We start from the raw sequence: 17874 nt of genomic DNA on the forward strand, positions 1-17874 counted from the left end.
TGTTGGGCGCCCAAATTGGGGAGCGGCCCGCACGAAGACACCGAACCTCCGTCCGCAGTCCCGGGTTTGTCCGCCCAACTCCGACGGAGAAACCCAATGCCAAAGGACTTCAACGAAACCGCCATCCGCATTTCGACCGGCCCGTTGCCGTCGTCGCGGAAAATTTACGTGCCGGGTACGCGCTTTCCCGACCTGCGGGTTGCGCTGCGCGAAATCGCGTTGTCGGGCGGCGAACCGCCGCTGACCGTCTATGATTCCTCCGGACCTTACACCGACGAAACCGTGGCGATCGACGTGCGGGCCGGGCTGGCCAAGCACCGCCGCGACTGGATCCTGGCCCGCGGCGATGTGGAGACCACCGACAGCGGCGTGCTCCGCGCCAAGGACGGCGGGGCCGTCACGCAGATGGCCTATGCCCGCGCTGGCATCGTCACCGCGGAGATGGAATACATCGCCGTCCGCGAGAATCTCGGCCGCGCTACGGCGCTGGAAGCAGCCCGCGACGGTGAGGATTTCGGGGCCGAGATTCCCGACTTCATCACCCCGGAATTCGTCCGCGACGAGGTGGCGCGCGGGCGGGCGATCATCCCCTCCAACGTCAACCACCCCGAGTCGGAGCCGATGATCATCGGCCGGAACTTCCTGACCAAGATCAACGCCAACATCGGCAACTCCGCCGTGACATCCTCAATCGAGGAGGAGGTGGAGAAGATGGTCTGGTCGATCCGCTGGGGGGCCGACACGGTGATGGACCTGTCGACCGGTGCCGACATCCACCAGACCCGCGAATGGATCCTGCGCAACTCCCCGGTGCCCATCGGCACGGTTCCGATCTATCAGGCGCTGGAGAAGGTGAAGGGCAGGGCCGAGGACCTGACCTGGGAACTGTTCCGCGACACGCTGATCGAGCAGGCGGAGCAGGGCGTCGATTACTTCACCATCCATGCCGGCCTGCGGCTGGCCCATATCCCCCTGACCGCCAAGCGGGTGACCGGCATCGTTTCGCGCGGCGGCTCGATCATCGCCAAATGGTGCCTGGCGCATCACCGCGAGAGCTTTCTCTACGACCATTTCGCCGACATCGTCGAGATCTGCCGCACATATGACGTGGCCCTCTCGATGGGCGACGGGTTGCGGCCGGGCAGTCAGGCCGACGCCAATGACGCCGCCCAGTTCGCCGAGTTGGAGACCTTGGGCGAGCTGACCAAGATCGCCTGGGCGCGTGACGTGCAGGTGATGATCGAAGGGCCGGGCCATGTGCCCATGCACAAGATCAAGCACAATGTCGAAAAGCAGCTGGCTCTGTGCGGCGAGGCGCCCTTCTACACGCTGGGGCCGCTGGTGACCGACATCGCGCCGGGCTACGACCACATCACCAGCGCCATCGGTGCGGCGATGATCGGCTGGTTCGGGACGGCGATGCTCTGCTACGTCACGCCGAAGGAGCATCTGGGTCTGCCCGACCGCGACGACGTGAAGGCCGGCGTCATCGCCTACAAGATCGCCGCCCATGCCGCGGATCTCGCCAAGGGTCATCCGGCGGCCAGGCTGCGCGACGACGCCATGTCGCGTGCCCGCTTCTCCTTCCGCTGGCGCGACCAGTTCGCCCTGTCGCTCGATCCTGAGACGGCGATGGCCTACCACGACGAGACCCTGCCGGCGGAGGGAGCGAAGACCGCGCATTTCTGTTCGATGTGCGGGCCGAAATTCTGTTCGATGAAGATCACGCAGGAAATCCGCGACGCCGCGGAGTCCGGCATGGCCGAGATGTCGCAGAAGTTCCGCGAGTCGGGCGGGGAAATTTACCAGCCGGCGGGGTGAGTGAAGTCTTGGCAGTGATGCCCCCTCCCTAACCCTCCCCCTCTTCGAGGGAGAGGGGACTGCCGCCGCTCCTTCGCATAGCCTTCGCAAAGGTCCGGCCCCCTCTCCCGCGAAGCTCTCGCACAAAGCTCCGCTTTGTGCTGACGCGACAGGCGGACCATAGGTCCGCTGAGAGCGGGGGAGGGATGGGGAGGGGGCATTAACGCCGCCACTCACCCCGCGTACCTGATCTCCAGCACCTCCACCTGCTCCATCCCCGCCGGTGTGCGGACGTCCACCAAGTCGCCTTCCCGCGCCTTCAACAGCGCGCGGGCGATGGGGGAGATCCAGCTGACATGGCCGCGGTCGGGATCGACCTCGTCGGCGCCGACGATGGTGATGGTGTTCTCCGATCCGTCCTCGCGGGCATAGGTGACGGTGGCGCCGAAGAAGACCTGTTCGCGGTTCTTCTGGTCCTGCGGATTGACCACCACCGCCGATTCCAAGCGCTTGTTCAGGAAGCGGATGCGACGGTCGATCTCGCGCAGGCGTTTCTTGCCATAGAGATAATCGCCGTTCTCCGACCGGTCGCCGTTGCCGGCGGCCCAGGACACCACCTCCACCACCTTCGGCCGCTCCACCCGCAGAAGGTGGCGCAGTTCCTCCTGCATGCGCTGGAAGCCGGGCGGGGTCATGTAGTTCTTGAAGCCCTGCGGTAGCGGTGCCGGATCTTCGAGATCGTCGTCGTCAGGCGTGTCGTTCTCGCGGGTGAAGGCCTTGCTCATGGTCCGACCTGTCCTGTGGCAGGGAGATAACGTCGGGGAAAAGGAAAAGGCGCCTCGCGGCGCCTTTTCCCGTTCCAGAGGTCCCAATGGGCCGTTCGGCTTACCGCTTCCACCAGCCGCGACGCGGCTTCGCGGAGGCATCGCCGTTGTCGCCGGCCGCAGCAGGAGCCGCAGCAGGTTCCGAAGCGGCTGTCGGAGCCGGCTCGGGCGCTGCCGGAGCGGCGGCGGGAGCGGCTTCGGCCGGAGCGTCGGCAGCGGCCTTGCGCTTGCGCGACGCCTTCTTGGCCGGAGCCGTGTCGGTCGCGACCTCAGCCGGGGCTTCCGCGGCGGCGGCCTTGCGCTTGCGGCCCTTGGCCGGCGCTTCGGCGGCGGCAGGCGCGGCGGCGGGAGCGGCCTCGACCGGAGCCTCGGCAGCGGCCTTGCGCTTGCGCGACGCCTTCTTGGCCGGAGCCTGCTGCGTCACCGGCTCGGCAGCAGCTTGCGCCGGGGCTTCCACCGGAGCGGCGGCCTTGCGCTTGCGGCCCTTTGCCGGCGCTTCGGCGACCGCCGGGGCGGCCTCGACCGGGGCTTCGGCAGCGGCCTTGCGCTTGCGCGACGCCTTCTTGGCCGGAGCCTTCTCGGCGGCGGCTTCGGCCGGGGCCGGAGCGGTCACTGGCGGCTCGGTCGCAGGCATCGGAACCGGAGCCTCTTCCGTGACGGGTGCCGGAGCGTTCTCGCCGGCCAGGATCCAGTCGAGGTCGGAAGCCTCGACAGGAGCCTGAACAGGAGCGGCTTCGGCCGGAGCGGCAGGAGACTGGTCGGCAGCGGTCTCCTCGCCGCCCTCCAGCCCTTCCGCACCCTCGCGGCGCGACCGGCGGCGACCACCGCGCTTGCCGCGGCGACGCTTCTTACGGCCTTCGCCGTTGCGATCGCCGGCATCGGCGCCGGTCTCCTCGTCGCCTTCGCCTTCGCCTTCGCCTTCGCCGTCGTCCTCATCCGAGTCGTCGTCTTCGGCCGGCTCGGAGATGGCAGCGCCGGGGATTGCCTCGGCGGCAACCGGCAGGCCAGTCTCGGCAGCCTCGTCGCCCGTCTCGTCGGATTCCTCGGCGTCCTCGCCCGCACCGGCGGTCTCGCCCTCGACGCGGCCTTCCTCGCGGTCACGGCCACGGCCACGGCGGCGACGGCGGCGACGGCGGCGATCCTCGCCATTGCCATCGCCATTGGCGCCGTTGGTCTCGACGCGCTCGTCGGTCTCCTCGACCTGGGCGGTCTCGACGTCGGCCTCCTCCTCGACCGGCTCGACGACCGGTTCGGCGGCGAGCGCACGATCGGTCTCGGCCATGACGCGGTCGGCGCTGACCAGCGGGCCATCCTCGTCCGGCATGCGGGCCTTGTTGCGCTCCAGACGATGGTCCGGGGCGATCAGGCCGTCGTCGGCCTGCACCATGACGTGGAAGCTGTGACGCTCCTCGATCTTGGCCAGCTCACCGCGCTTCTGGTTGAGGATGTAGAGCGCGATGGAGGTCGGGACGTAGATGGTGATCTCCGACGACCGCTTTCGGATGCCCTCTTCCTCGATGGCGCGCAGGACGTGCAGCGAGGCGGATTCGACCGAGCGGACGACGCCGGTGCCCGAGCAGTGCGGGCAGCGCTCGAAGTTGGTCTCCAGCAGCGACGGGCGCAGACGCTGGCGCGACAGCTCCAGCAGGCCGAAGGCGGAGATGCGGCCGAGCTGGATGCGTGCCCGGTCGTTCTTCATCGCCTCCTTCATGCGGCGCTCTACGGCGGCGTTGTTCCGCGGCTCCTCCATGTCGATGAAGTCGATGACGATCAGGCCGGCCAGATCGCGCAGACGCAGTTGGCGCGCCACCTCGTCGGCGGCCTCCAGGTTGGTCTTGTAGGCGGTTTCCTCGATGTTGCGCTCGCGGGTCGACTTGCCGGAGTTGACGTCGATGGAGACCAGCGCCTCGGTCGGGTTGATGACGATGTAGCCGCCGGAGCGCAGCTGCACCACCGGGCTGTGGATGGCGTCGATCTGGGTTTCCACCTGATAGCGGTGGAACAGCGGGATCTGGCTGTCGCGGTACAGCTGGACGCGCTGGGAATGGCCCGGCATCAGCATGTCCATGAACTCGCGCGCCGTGCGGAAGCCGGCCTCGCCCTCGACCCAGATCTCGTCGATGTCGTTGGAGTACAGATCGCGGATCGACCGCTTGATCAGGTTCGCCTCTTCATAGATGAGGCAGGGCGCCGACGACTTCAGCGTCTGTTCGCGGATGTCGTCCCACAGGCGCAGCAGATATTCCAGGTCGCGCTTGATCTCGGGCTTGGAACGCTCCAGACCGGCGGTGCGCAGGATGACCGCCATGCCGTCGGGAATGTCGAGATCCGACAGGATTTCCTTCAGGCGCTTGCGGTCGGCCGGGTTCGTGATCTTGCGGGAGATCCCGCCGCCGCGCCCGGTGTTGGGCATCAGCACGCAGTAGCGGCCGGGCAGCGACAGGTAGGTGGTCAGGGCGGCACCCTTGTTGCCGCGCTCCTCCTTCGTCACCTGGACCAGCAGGACCTGCCGGCGCTTCACCACTTCCTGAATCTTGTAGGAGCGCAGCGGGCGCGAGCGGCGGCGCTGGGTCTCGACCTCTTCATCCTCGTCGCCGCCGACCATGTCGGGGGCGTCGGCGGACTGGGCGGCATCCTGGGCGGAGGCCTCGGACGGTGCGGCCTGCCCCTCGGAACCGGCCTCGTCGGTGCCGTTCTCGTCCTCACCGTCCTCGTCGCCGGCATCCTCGTCGGACGCCTCCGGCGCGATGGGGGAGGGCATCGGCGACCATTCCTCGACCACCTGCTCGGGGCGGATCGGCTCGCCCATCACGGCGCCGTCGGCGGCGGCCTCGGCCCGGGCTTCCGCCTGCTCCTCCAGCCGGCGCTCTTCGGCCAGCAGGGCTTCGCGGTCGGCGACGGGGATGCGGTAATAGTCGGGATGGATTTCGGAGAAGGCGAGGAAGCCGTGGCGGTTGCCGCCATATTCCACGAAGGCCGCCTGGAGCGAAGGCTCGACCCGCGTCACTTTCGCGAGGTAGATGTTGCCCTTCAGCTGCTTGCGGCTGGCGATCTCGAAGTCGAGTTCTTCCAGCCGGTTACCATTGACCACGGCGACCCGGGTTTCTTCCGGGTGCGTGGCGTCCACCAGCATGCGCTTGGCCATATACGGTCCTCAACGGCGCGACCCAGGGAACCCGCGCGACCGGTCGGGCCGCCTGGACGCAGCGTCTGTTGTGGGCGAAGCATACGGCACGACGGACCGGAACCGCCGAACGGCGCTGACGAGAGCAGCCAGGACGGCCCGGTCGACACGCGCCGGGCTGCCGCCTTGCGGCCACAGCCAGCTTCGAGGTTTCGTCCTCTCACCGCCAATCCGAACGCGCCACCCCGCGACGTCCCTCCGGCGCGGATGGCCGGACAGGCGGTGTCGGAGGCGACGCCGCAGCCCCTTGGACGGCCCCGTGACCGGCGATCGGCTGACCTCCGGATCGATGGAATCGAGTACCGGGGATCAGCGAATCGGCGCTCACCTTGGGAGTCCGACCCGAATCTGGCGAATTGCGGTCTGTCGCAAAGATACCATAGACAAGCGATCCCTCTTGCACAACGCGGAAATGCGCCGATTCGGCGAACAAGTTCGTCCCGGGGAAGCGTAAGCGCGACTTTCCCCCGGAACCGCGAGTCGGGCTGCTGCCGGGATGCCCGCGGCGGCCGGGCTGCGGGGCACTGTTGCAGGAACGGCACCCCGGCCCGGAATTGAGACCGGCTGTGACGTTCCGCGTTGAAGGCGTTGAATTGGCTAGGCTATAGCTGATCGTCCGCCCGCCGTCCGCCACCGGGGAGACACGATGCAACGGCCGCCCAGCCTGCCGACCGCCGCCATGCCCGACCGCCTGCCGGCCGCCGCCCATCCCAAGTGCGGGGCCGGGCGCGGGGCGGTGATGAGGGGGTTTGCGCGTGCGCTGGGCGCGGTGCTGCCGGTCCTGCTGGCGCTGGTGCTTCTCGCCGGCCTTCCCGCCGCCCAGATCGCCGCCGCCCAGACCGCCGCCGCCCAGACCACGGCGGCGCTGCCGTCCCCGCCGCCGCGCACCGCAGTGGTCGATGCCCGGCTGGGCATCCATCCCGACAAGACCCGTTTCGTGCTGGAGGTGAGCGACCCTGTCTCCTTCAGCGTGTCGCTGGCCGCCGACCCCTACCGCATCATCGTCGACCTGCCCGATCTGGTCTGGCCCGGCGGATCGCTGCCGGTGGAGGGCAAGGGGGTGGTCGCGCGCTATTACCACGCGGCGGGCGGCTCCCGCGGCACGCGCCTGACCTTCGAAACCGTCGGTCCGGCCAAGCTGCGGGAAGGCTACATGATCCCGCCGCGCGACGGCCGTCAGCCGCGCCTTGTCCTCGACCTGGAAAAGACGACGGTGGCGGAGTTCCGCCAGCTCGCGGCGGTATCCGGTTCCAAGACGGGCTCGGGCGCGGCGTCCGGCACGGCGTCCGGCAAGGGTCAGCTGACGATGGGTGCGGTCGTGGCGTCGGCGATGACCGTCCCGATGCCTGTTCCTGCTCCGGCGCCATCTCCTCAGGACGATCCGCCAGCCAGCGGGCTCGTCTCAACCCCGCCGCCCTTCGCGCCGCTGCCGCCGATTCCACCGGCACAGCTGATTCCGGCCGCGTTGCCGTCCGCCCCTCCGCTGCCGGACAACAAGCCGTCCACCGTGGCGGAAAAGCCGCTGATCGTGCTCGACCCCGGCCATGGCGGCCAGGATCCCGGCGCCGTCGGCGTCGGCGGCATCTATGAGAAGGACATCACGCTCGCCGCCGCCCGGGAGGTGAAGCGCCAGCTGGAGGCGACCGGCCGCTACCGTGTCAGGCTGACCCGCGACGCCGACGTGTTCATCCGCCTGCGCGACCGCGTGGCCATCGGGCGCGAGGCCGGGGCCGACCTGTTCATCTCGCTGCATGCCGACAGCATCAGCAGCGGCGACATGCGGGGCCTGTCGATCTACACCCTGTCGGACAAGGCGTCGGACCGCGAGGCGGAGATGCTGGCCGCCAAGGAGAACCGGGCCGACGCGCTGGTCGGGCTCGACCTGTCGGGCGAGAACCAGCTGGTCGCCAACATCCTGATCGACCTGGCCCAGCGCGATACGAAGAACCATTCCAAGCGTTTCGCGACATTGGCCCTGCAGAGTCTGGGGCGCGAGGTGCCGCTGATCCCCAGCAAGCCGCACCGGCAGGCCGGCTTCGCCGTGCTGACGGCGCCCGACGTGCCGTCGGTGCTGGTCGAGATGGGCTATCTGTCGAACCGCAAGGATGCCGGGCTGCTGTCCTCCGCCGCGCACCGCGAACGGCTGGGCCGCGGGCTGGCCCGTACCATCGACGCCTATTTCCGCTGGCTGCACGGCGCTCAACGCAGCTGAGCTTGCCGGGCCGGGCTAGCGGGGCTGTGGCTTGGCCGGGCGGCTTACCCCCTCCGCGCGGGCGCTTTTTCGCGGGCGCCCTCTGCGCGTCACATTTTCCTGACATGACGGGAACGGGGGCGGCACTTCGCATCGCGGCGGTGTAGGATGCGCCGCCCAGTCAGACGCGCCTTGCGCTCCGCATCCCGGAAACGGGACGGTGCCGGCCGCGCCGTTCGTCGTTTCTTGCAGGATCGGTCATGCGCCTTCTTCTGTCCTTGCTGATGGCCTTCGTGATGCTGGCTCTTGCCGGTGCCGGGGGGTTGGTCTTCCTGTTGGACCACTACGACCAGGACCTGCCCGACTACACCAAGCTGGCCAACTACGAGCCGCCGGTGACCACGCGCATCTATGCGGGCGACGGGCGGCTGATGGCGGAATTCGCGTCGGAACGCCGCATCTTCGTGCCGATCGACGCCATGCCGCGCCAGGTCATCAACGCCTTCATGGCGGCCGAGGACAAGAATTTCTACGCCCATCAGGGCGTCGATCCGCTCGGCATCCTGCGCGCGATCCTGACCAACATCGAGAATTTCGGCCGCGACCGCCGCCCGGTCGGCGCCAGCACGATCACGCAGCAGGTCGCCAAGAACATGCTGCTGACCAACGAGGTGTCCTTCGCCCGCAAGATCAAGGAGGCGATCCTGGCGGTCCGCATCGAGCGGGCCTTCACCAAGGACCGCATCATGGAGCTGTACCTCAACGAGATCTTCCTGGGGAACCGCTCCTACGGCGTGGCGGCGGCGGCGCTGAACTATTTCAACAAGGCGCTGGACGAGCTGAGCATCGAGGAGGTCGCCTTCCTGGCGGCCTTGCCGAAGGCGCCCTCCAACTACAATCCCGACCGCCAGCATGATGCCGCCGTCGCCCGCCGCAACTGGGTGATCGGCCGCATGTCGGAAGACGGCTACGTCACGCCGGACGAGGCGAAGGCTGCCCAGGCCCGGCCGCTGCTGACCCGCAAGCGCGACGAGCAGGAGGTGGTGACCGCCGAGTATTTCGCCGAGGAGATCCGGCGTGAGCTGGTGAAGCTCTATGGCGAACAGGCGCTGTATGAGGGTGGCCTGTCGGTGCGCGCTTCGATGAACCCGCAGCTGCAGGCGGCGGCGACCAAGTCGCTACGCGACGGGCTGGTCGCCTACGACCGCCGCCACGGCTGGCGCGGGCCGGTGGCGAAGATGGAGAATTTCGACAATTGGCCGAAGAAGCTGGCCGCCATGCCGCCGCCCGCGGGCTCTGACGGCTGGAAGCTCGCCGTCGTGCTGAAGGACGACCAGGCGGACGGGCTGGACATCGGTGTGGCCGACGGCAGCCGCGGCCGCATCCCGCTGTCGGAACTGCGCTGGGCCCGCGCGGCCAAGGAGGGCGAGGCCGTGGGGCCGGCGATCCGCAAGCCGTCGGACGTCGCCAAGCTGGGCGATATCCTGCTGGTGGAGGCGATCAGCGGCCCGGCGGCGAAGGAAGAGGACGAGAAGCCGGCCAAGAAGGGCGCCCAGGCGGCCGCAAAGGAACTGCCGCCGGGCAGCTACGGCCTGCGCCAGATCCCGCAGGTGCAGGGCGGCCTCGTTGCGCTCGATCCCCACACCGGCCGCGTGCTGGCGATGGTCGGCGGCTTCTCTCCCGCCATGAGCGTGTTCAACCGCGCCACCCAGGCGCTGCGCCAGCCCGGTTCTTCCTTCAAGCCCTTCGTCTATCTGACGGCGCTGAACCAGGGCTTCACCCCGTCGTCGCTGGTGATGGATGCGCCCTTCGCCTTCGATCCGGGCGGCGGGCAGCCGGTCTGGCGGCCGGAGAACTACAGCCACGAGTTCTACGGCCCGACCCCGCTGCGCGTCGGCATCGAAAAGTCGCGCAACGTCATGACCGTCCGCCTCGCCCAGCAGATCGGCATGGACAAGGTCAAGGCCCTGGTCGAGAAGTTCGGCATCGTCGACAACCTGCAGCCCTACCTGCCGATGTCGCTGGGCGCCGGCGAAACCACGGTCCTGCGGCTCGCCACCGCCTACGCCATGCTGGACAATGGCGGCAAGCGGGTGGTGCCGACCTTCATCGACCGCGTCCAGGACCGCAACGGCAAGACCGTCTTCCGCCACGACAACCGCGCCTGCGAGGGCTGCACCAACGTAGCCTGGAAGGACGGCATGACCGTTCCCGCGGTGCCCGACACCCGCGAGCAGGTGAACGATCCGCGGACCACCTACCAGATCGTCTCGATCCTGGAAGGCGTGGTCCAGCGCGGCACGGCCGCGTCGCTGAAGTCGCTGGGCAAGCCGCTGGCCGGCAAGACCGGCACCACCAACGACAGCCACGATGCGTGGTTCGTCGGCTTCTCGCCCGATCTGGTGGTCGGCACCTACATCGGCTTCGACCAGCCGCGCTCGCTGGGCAGCCGCGAGACCGGCGGCTCCGCCGCGGTGCCGGTGTTCAAGGACGTCATGCAGGTGGCGTTGAAGGACAAGCCGGCGACGCCCTTCCGCGTTCCGCCCGGCCTGCGCCTCGTCCGCGTGAACCCGGCCAACGGCCAGCTGGCCCAGCCCGGCGACAGCCGCGCCATCTGGGAAGCCTTCCTGCCCGGCACGGAACCCAATCCCGACCAGCCGCAGCTGGTGCTGGACGGTTCGGTCCAGGGGGCCGGCGCGATGATGGGAGACCCGAACGCGGGCTTCGACGGCGCCCAGCCGGGCGTCCAGGCGCCGCCGCCGGCGGCGACGCTGGGGACCGGCGGGCTTTACTGAGCGAAAATGAAAGGGGGCGTCCTTGCGGGCGCCCCCTTCTTCAATGGGTGGAGGCTGCTCCCTCCACCGTCCCTGCCGCCGTCCCTACCACCGTGCCCGCCGCCGTCAGCGAGGCGATGGCGTCCACCGGACAGCTGCCGAGCGGGCGCAATTCTGGTTCCAGTGCCGCGAACATGGCGCGCACGCCGTCCTCGTTGACATGCAGGGCGTCCATGAACAGCTCGTCCTTGTCCACCGCGCGACGGGCGTCGATCACGGTCACGCCGGACGGCAGGCGGCTCCTCATCTCGGCGAAGAAGGCGTCGAAATTCTTCAGCTTGCCGGCATAGGTCGGGAAATAAGGGGTGATGACCACCGCCACCCGGGTGCCTTGCGACTGGGCGCTGCGGATGATGCGGTCCATCGCCTGCCAGTTGGCGTCGGCGGCGGTCATCATCTCTTCCGGTGCGGCGGCGAGCTGGGCCTTCATCGGTTCGGGGATGGCGCCGACTAGCGTGCGGTCGGCGGCGGGCTTCAGCAGGCCGGCGATCAGCCGCATGGTCTGGTTGTTGTTGAAGGTCATCAGGTTGAAGGCGTGGTTGGCCATCCACAGTTCCCGGTTTTCCTGCCGGACGAAGGCGTCGATGCGCGGCGAGTAGTAGGCCAGCAGCGGCAGGTCGGCGAGGTCGTGCGGGTTGTCGACCAGACCGGTCGGCTCCAGGACCAGCAGGCGCGGGGCGCCGTGCCGCTCGACGTAATCCTCCCACAGCAGGGCCGACAGCACGGTCGGCGCCCCGCCCATGCCCAGGTTCAGCGCCCGGCCGCAGGTCATGTCCTGCAGGGTGGAGACCGGGAAGTGGTTGTCCGCCCGCGAGTTGCCCAGCACCAGCACGTCCGCCGGCCCGCGGGTGGGGCGGGCGGCCTGACCGGGGGCGGAGGCGAGGGCCGCCTTGACCATCAGGGCGCCCGGCGTCTCGTCCGTGCGTCCGGCCGGTTGCCTGTCGGGCTTGGCGGCCGGCACGTCTTCCGGCTCGACCGGACGGTAGATCGCCATGAAGCGGTCGCTGGAGCGCAGAAGCAGGTCGCCCAGCGCCGAAGCCAGGACCCGGTCCATCGCCGTGACGGTGGCGAGGATCAACGCGATGCAAGCCAGAAGGCGGTACATGGGAGGATCTCCGTCCGGTCTTTAGAACTGGAAGTAAATGAAGGCATGGTTGGCGAAGCTGCCGAACAGCAGCATCACCAGGATCAGGGCGGAGCAGGCCATCGACCGCGCCACCACGTTGGTCCCGGCATAGCGGCGACCCGCGCCGCGTTCGATCAGCGCATCGACCATCAGCACGATCAGGCCGGCAACGGCGACGCGCAGCAGCGAGCTGGCCTGGAGGTTGCCTTGCTGCAGCCCGAAATCGCCGTGGGTGATGATGCCCAGGATGGTCCAGACCGTCTGCAGGCTGTCGGCGCGGAAGGGCAGCCAAGTCAGGGTCACCACGATGAAGACGAGCCCGATCATCACCAGCCGCCCGGCGGCCAGCATCGGGCCGCTGAGGCGCACCGGGCTGACGGCGGCCAGCCGGCGCACGCCGTCCTCCACCAGCATCAGCCCGCCATGCAGAGCCCCCCACAGGACGAAGGTCCAGTTGGCGCCATGCCACAGGCCGGAGATCAGCATGGTGATGACGACGTTGCGGATGCGCAGCCAGCGCGTCCGGCTGCCGCCCATCGGCACATAGACGTAGTCGCGGAACCAGGTGGACAGCGAGATGTGCCAGCGCCGCCAGAAATCGCGCATGCCGGTGGCGAAATAGGGCCGGGCGAAGTTCTGGCACATGGTGTAGCCGAAGATCTGCGCCAGCCCGATGGCGATCAGCGAATAGCCGGCGAAGTCGCCGTAGATCTGCAGCGAGAAACAGACCAGCCCGATCACATGCTGGAGCGCGTTGAAGAACTCCGGCTGGTGGAATCGTGCATCGACGACCACGGCGGCGTTGTCGGCCAGCCCGATCTTCAGGAAATAGCCCCAGATCACCTTCTCCAGGCCGGCGAAGCGCTCCTCGAACGGGATGTCGCGCGGGCGCTGCTGGATTTGCGGCAGCAGGTCGCGCGCCCGGACGATCGGGCCGGCCACCAGCTGCGGGAAGAAGGCGACGAAGGTGGCGTAGCGCACCAGCGACCGTTCCGGCTGCTTCACCTCGCCGGTGTAGAGGTCGATGCCGTAGCTGAGATTCTGGAAGGTGTAGAAGGAAATGCCGACCGGAAGCAGGATATCGAGCGTCCGCCGTCCGACGTCGATGCCCAGTGATGCGAGCGCGATCTCCGCGCTGTCGGCGAAGAAGTTGTAGTATTTGAAGAAGAACAGCATGCCCAGGTTGGCGCCCAGGCTAATGAACAGGTACAGCTTCTTGGTCTGGCGGTCGGGCGAGTCGGCGATCTTCAAACCGCAGTAGAAGTCGATGAAGGTGCTGAGCGCCAGCAGCGCGCAGAACCGGTAATCCCAATAGCCGTAGAAGATGTAACTGGCCACCAGCAGGAAGGGCGTGAAGGCGCGCGTGCGCGCCAGCGCCATGAAACCGGCGCTGAACACGGTGATGAACAGCAGGAAGTTCAGGCTGGTGAAGCTCATCGTGCCCCCGGCAGAGATGCTCGCGCGTCTGCGCAACCGCGCAAGAAAGGCGAAGTTCGGAGCCGAAGATAACCACGATTTCGGGGATTTCCCGCCGCCGCGGTAGGGTTGTGCCCCCGGATATGGGACGTACTCTGAAATGAGCCGGGCGGATGATTCCAAACGGCTAGGACCGCCAAGCCGGGACTGGGCCATACACGAAAGTGGCAAGCCCTCGCCGATGGCGGAGCCCGGTTGGGACTATCCCCGCCTGCTTCGCAGTCATTAAGGGGGTGCAAGCCGGGGAGCGAGCCGCTACATATGCAGCCGACAAACCCTTCAACTCTGGCTGACGAGGAGGCACCGCCATGCGGGCCGAGATCGAAGCGGCCGCCGGCGAGATCAGAGAATCGCTGGCGCTGCTGAGGAGGCATCTTTGACTGGGACAACGCACTGCGACGTCTCGACGAACTGAACAACCTCGCCGAGGACCCCAAGCTTTGGGACGATCCCTCGCGGGCCCAGACCATCATGCGCGAGCGCACCCAGCTGGATGCCTCGGTTTCCGGCTACCGGTCGCTGGAGCGCGACCTGTCCGACAGCCTGGAACTGATCGAGATGGGCGAGGCGGAGGGGGACGCCACCGTCGTCGCCGATGCGGAGGCACAGCTCTACGGCCTGCGCGACCGCGCCAACAAGCTGCAGATCGAAAGCCTGCTGTCGGGCGAGGCCGATGCCAACGACTGCTTCGTCGAGGTGAATGCCGGCGCCGGCGGCACGGAGGCCCAGGACTGGGCGCTGATGCTGATGCGCATGTACACCCGCTGGGCGGAGCAGCACGGCTACAAGGCCGAATGGCTGGACGAGACGCCGGGTGAAGAGGCCGGGATCAAGTCCGCCACCGTGCAGATCAAGGGTCACAACGCTTATGGCTGGCTGAAGACCGAGGCCGGCGTGCACCGTCTGGTGCGCATCAGCCCGTTCGACAGCCAGGCGCGGCGCCAGACCAGCTTCGCCGCCGTTTCGGTGTCTCCGGTGATCGACGACAAGATCGACATCGAGATCAACGAGAAGGACTGCCGCATCGACACCTACCGCGCATCGGGCGCCGGCGGCCAGCACATCAACAAGACCGACTCGGCGGTGCGCATCACGCACATCCCGACGAACATCGTGGTGAGCTGTCAGCAGGAACGGTCGCAGCACAAGAACCGCGCCAAGGCGTGGGACATGCTGCGTGCCCGCCTGTACGAGCGGGAATTGAAGATCCGCGAAGATGCGGCGGCCGCGCTGGAAGCCACCAAGACCGACATCGGCTGGGGCCACCAGATCCGCTCCTATGTCCTGCATCCCTACCAGATGGTGAAGGATCTGCGGACCGACGTGGAGACCTCGCAGAGCCAGGCGGTGCTGGACGGTGCGCTCGATCCCTTCCTGGAGGCGGCGCTCGCCTCCCGGATCAAGGGGCAGAGCGACGACGCGCACGCCGCAGGCGGCTGACCGGTCGGACCATGGGAAAGGGCGGCCGCTTGCGGCCGCCCTTTTCGATTCGGCGCCTTTTCGGAATTGCCGATCTGGAATGGAAGGCTAGGCTCGGCTGTTTCAACAGGCAGCCACTCCAACGATCAGGAGCACCCGATCCATGAACAGACGTCTTCTCCCGGCGCTCGGCAGCGCCATGTTGTGCGGCACCCTGCTGCTGGCGACCCCGGCCTTTGCCGCCTGCGAAACGGACAATCTGCCGGACGAGATGCGTCTGGCCTTCATTTCCGGCGCGCAGGAGGCACTGAACGAGCACGGTTTCAACGCCGGAACGGTGGACGGCAAGATGGGATCGCGCACCCGCTCCGCAATTCGCGCCTATCAGCGTGCGGCGAAGCTGCCGGTGGACGGCTGCGCCACCCAGGGCCTGCTCGATCACCTGAACTTCAGCCAGCCGAAGATCTACGGCCCGAACAAGCCTCGCTGACCTTAGGCCAGCATGTCGAGCAGCCGCCGGCTGTTCTCCTGCGTCGCCTGCAGAACCTTTGCGTTCGCGGCGAAATCCACCTGGGCGGAGGTCAGGTCGAGGACCACCGCCGGGTCGAGGTTGCCCGCTGCGATCTCCGCCGACGCCATTTCAGTGCGGGCCTGAGCGTCCTGCAGGCCGTCGAGCGCACTGGCCTGCGGCCGGTAGGGCGTGGCGGAGGTGGCCGATCCGATATCCATGGCAGGCTGTCCGGCTGGTTGAGCGGTCAGGATAGGGCGGCGGGGGTTTAGGGTTGGTGAATGGGGTGGTGTCGGCCAGCGAATGCCCCCTCCCTAACCCTCCCCCACCTTCGGTGGGAGAGGGGACTGCCGCCGCTTTGCACAAGGCACCCTCTCCCTCGAAGAGGGGGAGGGTTGGGGAGGGGGCAGCCGCCGAAGCGACCTCACCCCTCCGCCAGCCAGTCCGCCAGCCGCCCGAGAAAGGCCGCCGCCTCCGCCGGATCATGCAGGCTCCAGGTTGCCGCCGTCTCCGCTGGGCTTTCCATCACCCGGATGCCGATCCCACGCCCTGACAGCGCGCGGAAGGCGTCCTCGTCGGTCTCGTCGTCGCCGAGATAGATCGGTACTGTGCCGTCCCCCTCCAACCCCAGCGTCTCCAGCAGGGCAAGGACCGCGCGGCCCTTGTCCCAGGGAAGGTTGGGGCGAAGCTCGAACAGCTCCTTGCCGCCGGTCACGCGCAGCCGCGCATGCTCCTGTGCCACCGCGCGGACGGTGTCCGCCACCACGGGCTTTTCGGGCGGAGCGACCTGACGGGTGTGGATGGCGATGGCGAAGCGCTTGCGCTCCACCAGCGCACCGGCGATCCCGCCCAGACGGTCGTGCAGACTCCGTTCGGCGGCGTCGAGGTCGGGGACATACTCGACGCCGACCTGCCGGCGCAGGTCCGGTCCGCGCAGGTCGAAACCATGGCTGCCCGCATAGACCAGATTGTCCAGCGCCACCATCGCCGCCAGATCGTCCAGGTCGCGGCCGCTGACGAAGGCGACCGGGCACAGGGCCGACAGCCGCCGCACCACTGCGCGCGCCTCTTCCGGCATCAACGCCAGTTCCGGCCGGGGCGCGATGGCGGCGAGCGTGCCGTCGTAGTCGAGGAACAGGGCAGGGGTGCGGTCGCCGACCGCCGCGGTGAAGGCGTCGAATTCCGAGAACGCGGAAGGTGGGAAGTGGGTCAAGGGACAAACCTCGCGCCGCTGCCTGAGAGATGCGGCGGCTGACCGGGGGCCGGCGCGCCACTGCTGTGGTAACGGCCGGAAACGATGGGTGGCTTGTGCTCCGGCAAAAGGACCGGCTGAATGTGGCCGATCTGCAACAGGCCCCTCTAAAAGCTTCGGCCCCACGCAGGGGCCGGCTTTGGGGGTTGCGGTGCCCCCGGGTTCTGATAGTGTTGCAGTGCAGCAAGCGATTGCTGCTTCGCCCTTCTTGGGCGTTTCCTCCCTAAACTCAAGGCCGCTGTACTCAGCGGCCTTTTTCTTGCCAGAAAGCCCCCTGGTAAGGCAACCCCTGACAAAAGTCATAGCGCTGCGATTTGCTTGGGAAATCGACCGGCGAATGGTGGGGCTCATGGGCGTTTTTGACGCTTAGGGTGAACCCCTGCATCCCGCCGCAGCATGGTGCAGGACATCGCTGGGCGCCAGAAAATCATTTGAATACAATGCATTGCAGAATGTGGCATCCGTGCATGCGATGATGCAGGCGCCGGCGTCCAATGGCGCGCAGGGTTGGGAGAGGGGCCGAAGCGGCACCGCAGGACGTTGCCGAGGCTGAGAATTTTCCCCGCTTTTTTCTGTCGGCTGCCGTCTTTGCTGCGGTACGGGGGTGAAAAACCGCCGCAGGCGTACGGAAGCACTGCACCCGCGTCGCGAACTGTCGTATAGAATCCGACGACACGCCCATCCGCCGCAATCCACAGGAGCCGTTCCCATGGACATCGCCATCATGGTCCTCGCCGTCGCCTTCTTCTTCTGGCAGACCATCTCCGACTGAGTCGGCTTCGACGCGACCGGCTGAGCCGCTCGGCGGGCGAACAGTCGCCAATCGAAACGTCAGCAGCCGAAAAGTCAGCAAGCGAAAAAGGGCGGTCCCGGCGGGCCGCCTTTTTTCGTGTGTCAGAAAACAGTCCAAACCCGGCCGCCGTCTCAGTCGGCGGCGATGGGCGGCTCCAGCCGGGAATGGGCAGAGGCGATCAGTTGCAGCGTCTCCATGATCGAGCCGATGGCCTCATGCAGATCGGCCTGCTCGTCGCCGGGCAGCGTGGCAAGCACCGCCTCCAACTCCACCGCTGCGTCCTGCAAGCTGGCGCAGGCATGTTCCAGGTGGCGGCTGGTGCCCTGGCCAACACCGGGATCATTTGCAAAATGCAAACGCGCCGCCGGTTTTCCGGCCCGCGTCGCGTTCCGGTTTGCAAAATGCAAATGGACGCCGTTCCCCGTGGCCCGCGTCCCCAATTTCTTCCGCATCATGGGCGTATCCCC

The 17874-nt window shown here is 67.7% G+C and carries 12 protein-coding genes; 5 read left to right on the plus strand and 7 right to left on the minus strand.

Going from position 1 to position 17874, the window contains the following annotated elements; translation table 11 throughout:
• Window positions 1-96 precede the first annotated feature (96 nt).
• On the plus strand, window positions 97-1821 hold the full coding sequence (thiC, locus tag VD964_RS07490) for a phosphomethylpyrimidine synthase ThiC (RefSeq protein ID WP_324867138.1): 1725 nt from the start codon (window positions 97-99) through the stop codon (window positions 1819-1821).
• Window positions 1822-2033: 212 nt separating this feature from the next.
• On the opposite strand, the gene greB is transcribed toward thiC, so the two are convergent.
• Both greB and VD964_RS07500 read right to left on the minus strand, forming a co-directional pair.
• On the minus strand, window positions 2034-2585 hold the full coding sequence (gene greB, locus VD964_RS07495) for a transcription elongation factor GreB (protein WP_324867140.1): 552 nt from the start codon (window positions 2583-2585) through the stop codon (window positions 2034-2036).
• Window positions 2586-2685: 100 nt separating this feature from the next.
• Entirely contained in the window at window positions 2686-5769 is a 3084-nt protein-coding gene (locus VD964_RS07500; protein WP_324867142.1) for a ribonuclease E/G, read from the minus strand.
• A gap of 685 nt (window positions 5770-6454) precedes the next feature.
• Here VD964_RS07500 and VD964_RS07505 point away from each other — a divergent pair.
• On the plus strand, window positions 6455-8020 hold the full coding sequence (locus VD964_RS07505; RefSeq protein WP_324867145.1) for an N-acetylmuramoyl-L-alanine amidase: 1566 nt from the start codon (window positions 6455-6457) through the stop codon (window positions 8018-8020).
• A 239-nt stretch (window positions 8021-8259) separates the two neighbouring features.
• Window positions 8260-10794 carry a penicillin-binding protein 1A gene (locus VD964_RS07510; RefSeq protein WP_324867146.1) on the plus strand — a complete coding sequence of 845 codons (2535 nt, stop codon included), beginning with the start codon at window positions 8260-8262 and terminating at the stop codon, window positions 10792-10794.
• Between the two features lie 40 nt (window positions 10795-10834).
• On the opposite strand, the gene VD964_RS07515 is transcribed toward VD964_RS07510, so the two are convergent.
• Together VD964_RS07515 and VD964_RS07520 are read right to left on the minus strand one after the other, a co-directional pair.
• Window positions 10835-11938, minus strand: coding sequence for a hypothetical protein (locus tag VD964_RS07515; protein ID WP_324867148.1), 1104 nt, complete (start codon window positions 11936-11938; stop codon window positions 10835-10837).
• A 21-nt stretch (window positions 11939-11959) separates the two neighbouring features.
• Window positions 11960-13396, minus strand: coding sequence for an MBOAT family O-acyltransferase (locus VD964_RS07520; protein WP_324867149.1), 1437 nt, complete (start codon window positions 13394-13396; stop codon window positions 11960-11962).
• A 347-nt stretch (window positions 13397-13743) separates the two neighbouring features.
• On the opposite strand from VD964_RS07520, the gene prfB reads away from it, so the two are divergent.
• Window positions 13744-14875, plus strand: a protein-coding gene (gene prfB, locus VD964_RS07525) for a peptide chain release factor 2 (protein WP_324867151.1) whose coding sequence is annotated in 2 segments (ribosomal slippage) — window positions 13744-13812 and window positions 13814-14875 — 1131 coding nt in all. Because the reading frame shifts where the segments join, the coding sequence is not laid out codon by codon here.
• Window positions 14876-15017: 142 nt separating this feature from the next.
• A complete protein-coding gene (locus VD964_RS07530; protein ID WP_324867153.1) occupies window positions 15018-15344 on the plus strand; it encodes a peptidoglycan-binding domain-containing protein in 327 nt (108 codons plus the stop codon).
• Window positions 15345-15346: 2 nt separating this feature from the next.
• Here VD964_RS07530 and VD964_RS07535 read toward each other — a convergent pair whose 3' ends face one another.
• The 3 genes from VD964_RS07535 to VD964_RS07545 all read right to left on the minus strand — a co-directional run bounded on the left by VD964_RS07535 (window position 15347) and on the right by VD964_RS07545 (window position 17862).
• Complete coding sequence (locus VD964_RS07535; RefSeq protein ID WP_324867155.1) at window positions 15347-15583, minus strand: hypothetical protein; 237 nt, start codon at window positions 15581-15583, stop codon at window positions 15347-15349.
• Window positions 15584-15786: 203 nt separating this feature from the next.
• On the minus strand, window positions 15787-16575 hold the full coding sequence (gene otsB / locus VD964_RS07540) for a trehalose-phosphatase (RefSeq protein WP_324867157.1): 789 nt from the start codon (window positions 16573-16575) through the stop codon (window positions 15787-15789).
• Window positions 16576-17538: 963 nt separating this feature from the next.
• Window positions 17539-17862 (minus strand): hypothetical protein, encoded by a 324-nt coding sequence (locus tag VD964_RS07545; RefSeq protein WP_324867159.1) that lies wholly within the window; start codon window positions 17860-17862, stop codon window positions 17539-17541.
• Between the last annotated feature and the right edge of the window lie 12 nt (window positions 17863-17874).

It is taken from the genome of Azospirillum sp. (assembly GCF_035628975.1).
Lineage (GTDB): Bacteria > Pseudomonadota > Alphaproteobacteria > Azospirillales > Azospirillaceae > Azospirillum.